4 protein-coding genes and 1 rRNA gene are annotated in these 4,420 nt (G+C 63.0%); 4 read left to right on the top strand and 1 reads right to left on the bottom strand.

Features of this window, described 5'->3' with window-relative positions:
• From AB4Z11_RS24225 to AB4Z11_RS24210, 4 genes are all read left to right on the top strand, one after another.
• Positions 1-835: CobD/CbiB family cobalamin biosynthesis protein (locus tag AB4Z11_RS24225; protein ID WP_442028241.1), on the top strand; the 835-nt coding region annotated here is incomplete at its 5' end.
• Complete coding sequence (gene cobD / locus AB4Z11_RS24220; RefSeq protein ID WP_442028240.1) at positions 828-1,814, top strand: threonine-phosphate decarboxylase CobD; 987 nt, start codon at positions 828-830, stop codon at positions 1,812-1,814. The genes AB4Z11_RS24225 and cobD, both read left to right, overlap by 8 nt.
• Complete coding sequence (locus AB4Z11_RS24215; RefSeq protein ID WP_442028239.1) at positions 1,811-2,677, top strand: cobalamin-binding protein; 867 nt, start codon at positions 1,811-1,813, stop codon at positions 2,675-2,677. The genes cobD and AB4Z11_RS24215 overlap by 4 nt, the downstream gene beginning before the upstream one ends.
• Positions 2,674-4,104: a cobyric acid synthase gene (locus AB4Z11_RS24210; RefSeq protein ID WP_442028237.1), complete on the top strand. Its 1,431-nt coding sequence runs from the start codon at positions 2,674-2,676 to the stop codon at positions 4,102-4,104. The genes AB4Z11_RS24215 and AB4Z11_RS24210 overlap by 4 nt, the downstream gene beginning before the upstream one ends.
• 121 nt (positions 4,105-4,225) lie before the next feature.
• On the opposite strand, the gene rrf is transcribed toward AB4Z11_RS24210, so the two are convergent.
• A 5S ribosomal RNA gene (gene rrf / locus AB4Z11_RS24205) occupies positions 4,226-4,338 on the bottom strand.
• Positions 4,339-4,420 lie beyond the last annotated feature (82 nt).

Below are 4,420 nucleotides of genomic sequence, written 5' to 3'. Positions count from 1 at the left end.
GCCGAGCGCCGAGCGCGCGACCAGCGAATCCATGGACGTGGCACTTGGAACACTAGCCTGGCTGCTTGCGGTCCTGCCACTGGTCGCCATCGCGGCGGCGTGCATCGCGCTGGCATTTGCAGCCACACCAGGCGCCGGCTGGGCACTGCACGCGCTGCTGCTCTACTTCACCCTCGGTCTGCGCAGCCTGCGCGACCACAACCTGCCGATCGCCGACGCGCTGAAGGCCGATGACCTGCCAACCGCGCGTGCGCTGACCGGACGTATTGTCAGCCGCGATACGCAAAACGCCAGCGCGGACGACCTGGCCAAGGCGAGCACCGAATCCCTGCTCGAAAATGGCAACGACGCCGTGTTCGGCGCCCTGTTCTGGTTCGCCATTGCAGGCGGCCCAGGCGCCCTGCTGTTCCGCCTAGCGAACACACTGGATGCGATGTGGGGCTACCGCACCCCGCGCTTCCTGCACTTCGGCCGTGCGGCCGCGCGTATCGACGACGCTCTCAATTTCATTCCCGCCCGCCTGACGGCGGCCAGCTATGCCCTGCTCGCACCAACACTGGAAGCCAAACAGCGCGCATTCCGCTGCTGGCGCGCGCAAGCACCCGCGTGGAGCAGCCCAAACGCCGGCCCGGTCATGTCCGCAGGCGCAGGCGCGCTTGGCCTCTCGCTCGGCGGTCCGGCAATCTACAACGGTGAACTCGAACAACGCCCGCCGCTTGGCGAAGGCAAGATCGCAACGAAGCACGACATCGTCCGCGCCTGGCGTCTGGTCCTTGCTACCTGCTGGCTGTGGCTAGCCGCAGCAGCAGTCATCGCAGGAGTCAGCCATGCTTGAACACGGCGGCAAGTTGCAGGACGCCGTGCGGCGCTACGGACAGCACGACTGGCTCGATCTTTCGACCGGCATTAATCCTGCGCTGTATCCTGTACCACCACTGGCGGCCAACGCCTGGCACCGGCTGCCGGAGGAAGATCCCGCACTGGCCGAAGCCGCACAACGCTATTACCGTGCATCGCGTATGCTGCCGGTCGCTGGCACGCAAGCCGCAATCCAGACTTTGCCACGTCTGCGCGAACCTTCGCGTGTGACCATCGCTGCACCAAGCTATGCGGAGCATGCTCACCACTGGAAGCAGCACGGCCATATCGCAAGCGAAGTACCGTACGCTGCACTGGATGCCGCCGTTGCACACAGCGACGTGCTGGTCGTCTGCAATCCGAACAACCCGACCGGCGCCCGCGTGCCGCGCGCAGATCTGCTGCGCTGGGCTGATGCGCTGCGCGCGCGCGGCGGCTGGCTGGTTGTGGACGAGGCTTTCGCCGACACCGACAACGCCAACAGTATTGCAAAGGAAGCCGATCAATCGGGCATCATCGTGTTGCGCTCAGTCGGCAAGTTCTTCGGCCTTGCAGGTCTGCGCCTCGGCTTCGTCGCCGCAGCGCCGGAGATATTGAATGCACTCGCCGAATTGCTCGGCCCCTGGTCGGTCAGCGGGCCGGCCCAGCAGATCGGCCGAGCCGCGCTGCAGGACGAGTGCTGGCAACATGAAACGCGCGAAATGCTGGCCTGGGCCGGCGGCCGATTGAATATGCTGCTCGCGCAGCAAGGAATCCGATCGAGTGGCACGGCGCTGTTCCAATGGTGGCCAGAACCCCAAGCCGAAGCCTTCCACGAACATATGGCACGCCGCGGCATCTGGGTGCGCCTGTTCCGCAACGCCGCACGCGGCATTCGACTTGGCTTGCCTCCCGACGAAACGGGCTGGCAGCGTCTCGAAGCAGCATTGAACGAATGGACAAAGGAAAACCGATGAAATACCTCCTGCTGGCAGGCRCCCTGCTCGCGGCCAATGCAACCGCCGCCATCACCGTACGCGACGACGACGGCAGTCTCGTCACCCTGCAAAAACCCGCGCAGCGCGTGATCTCCATGGCGCCCCATGTGACGGAGCTGCTGTTTGCAGCCGGCGGTGGCGACAAGGTCGTCGGCGCCGTGAACTACAGCGATTATCCGGAAGCAGCCAAGAAAATCCCTCGTATCGGCGACAACCGCGACATCGATATGGAGCGCGTCATCGCCATGAAGCCGGATCTGATCGTCGTCTGGCGTCACGGCAGCTCCGAGCGCCAGATCGAACAGCTGCGCAAGCTCGGCATCCCGCTCTTCCACAGCGAACCCAAAAAGTTGGATAACATCGCAGACAACCTGACCGCGATGGGCCAGCTGCTCGGCACCGAAGCGGTGGCCAACGCCGCGGCCCAGGATCTGCGGAGCAAGCTGGCATCGCTACGCGCGCAATACGGCGCGCGTCCGCCGGTGACCGTCTTCTACCAGGTATGGGACAAGCCACTCTACACGCTGAATGGCGAACATATCGTCAGCGACGCGCTGAAAGCCTGCGGTGGCGTGAACATTTTCGCCGATCAGAAGACCACTGCGCCGGTGGTCAGCATCGAAGCGGTGCTGCAAGCCGATCCCGAAGCCGTCTTCGCCACAGCGGAGAAGGACTACGGCGGCGTGAACCTCTGGCGCCCGTACGGCATGCTGAAGGCAACCAGGAATAGCAACCTGTTCACGATTGACGGCAATCTGCTGAACCGCGCAGGCCCGCGCATGATCGCCGGCACCGCCGTGCTGTGCGAAAAACTGGAAGAAGCGCGGAAGCATCGCAAATGACGATTCCCTTCCGCACCCTGATGGTTCAGGGCACCACTTCCGACGCAGGCAAGAGCACCGTGGTTGCAGCGCTGTGCCGCCTACTGAAGCGGCGCGGTGTCCGTGTGGCGCCATTCAAGCCGCAGAATATGGCGCTCAATAGCGCCGTCACCGCCGACGGCGGCGAGATCGGACGCGCCCAGGCGCTGCAGGCCGTCGCTGCTGGCGTGCCGCCGCACACGGATATGAATCCCGTGCTGCTCAAGCCTTCCAGCGACATCGGTGCGCAAGTGATCATTCACGGCAAAGTACGCGCGGAGATGAATGCACGCGACTACCACCAGTACAAAACGGTGGCGATGAGCGCCGTGCTTGAATCGCATCAGCGGCTGTTGGGGCAATATGACGTTGTGGTTGTGGAAGGCGCGGGCAGTCCCGCCGAGATCAATCTGCGCGATCGCGATATTGCCAATATGGGTTTTGCGGAGGCAGTGGATTGCCCGGTGATTCTGATTGCGGATATCGATCGCGGCGGCGTGTTTGCGCACATCGTCGGTACGCTGTCCTGCCTGTCGCAAAGTGAGCGCGATCGCATCATCGGTTTTGTGATCAATCGCTTCCGCGGCGACAGCAAGCTGCTGGAGCCTGGACTTGAATGGCTCGAACAGCAGACGGGCAAGCCCGTGCTGGCCGTGCTGCCTTATCTGCATGGCCTTTATCTCGATGCTGAAGATGCAGTGCAGCCAGTGCAAGCCGCACGCGGCGCCTTCCGCATTGTCGTGCCAAGCCTGCCGCGCATGAGCAATCACACCGACTTCGATGCACTGCGCGCGCATCCGGATGTGGACCTGCAGTTCATTCGCCAGGGCGAACCGATACCGCCAGCGGATCTGATCATTCTCCCCGGCAGCAAGAACACTCGCGACGATCTGGCCTGGCTGCAGCAGTATGGCTGGCCGGCGCATATCGCGCGCCATTTGCGGTACGGCGGCAAGGTGATTGGGATTTGCGGCGGCTTCCAGATGCTGGGCCGCAGTGTGGAAGATCCGCACGGCGTTGAAGGTATCGCTGGCGCCTCGGAGGCACTCGGCGTGCTCGATATGGCGACGGAGCTGACGCAAGAGAAGCAGCTGGTTCAGATCACGGGCCGCTGCGCGTTTGCGGACGCACCGGTCAACGGCTACGAAATTCACATGGGAGTTTCGTCCGGCGCCGCGCTGGCGCAGCCGGCGTTCTATGTCGACGGCCGTCCTGAAGGTGCGCTGGAAGAACAGGTGCTCGGAACTTATCTGCACGGATTGTTCGACAATCCTGCCGCGGGACGCGCGCTACTGGAATGGGCAGGCCTGCACAGCGAGCACACCGTGGATACAGCCGCGCTGCGGGAAGCGAGCATCGACCGCCTGGCCGACGCATGCCAACCGCTGCTGGACGCACTGCTGCGCTAAAAAACCCACGGCGCAAAAGCGGATGGCTGCCACATCGTGGCAGCCACCTGGTTTATGTCCTGGGTTCAGAAAGCAAAAAAGCCCACCGGCGTCTGCGCTTGGTGGGCTTCTTCAATAACTAGCCTGACGATAACCTACTTTCACACTGGTTGCAGCACTATCATCGGCGCAAAGTCGTTTCACGGTCCTGTTCGGGATGGGAAGGGGTGGGACCGACTTGCTATGGTCATCAGGCATAACTGGTAGCACCGCGTTGGCTCAACGCGATGCGCAATCCGGAAGAAGTAAGTAGGGTAAAACTCAATCATTCAAACAC

Origin of the sequence: Pseudoduganella sp. RAF53_2 (assembly GCF_052113985.1) — a bacterium.
GTDB lineage: Bacteria > Pseudomonadota > Gammaproteobacteria > Burkholderiales > Burkholderiaceae_D > Rugamonas.
The sequence above is the reverse complement of the archived record's forward strand: the minus strand, read 5'-3'. Positions and strand labels throughout refer to the sequence as shown.

What these genes read in the sequence shown, in the direction of transcription:
- cobD (WP_442028240.1), top strand. Translation starts at nt 828, where the DNA reads ATGCTTGAACACGGCGGCAAGTTGCAGGACGCCGTGCGGCGCTACGGA.
- AB4Z11_RS24210 (WP_442028237.1), top strand. Translation starts at nt 2,674, where the DNA reads ATGACGATTCCCTTCCGCACCCTGATGGTTCAGGGCACCACTTCCGAC.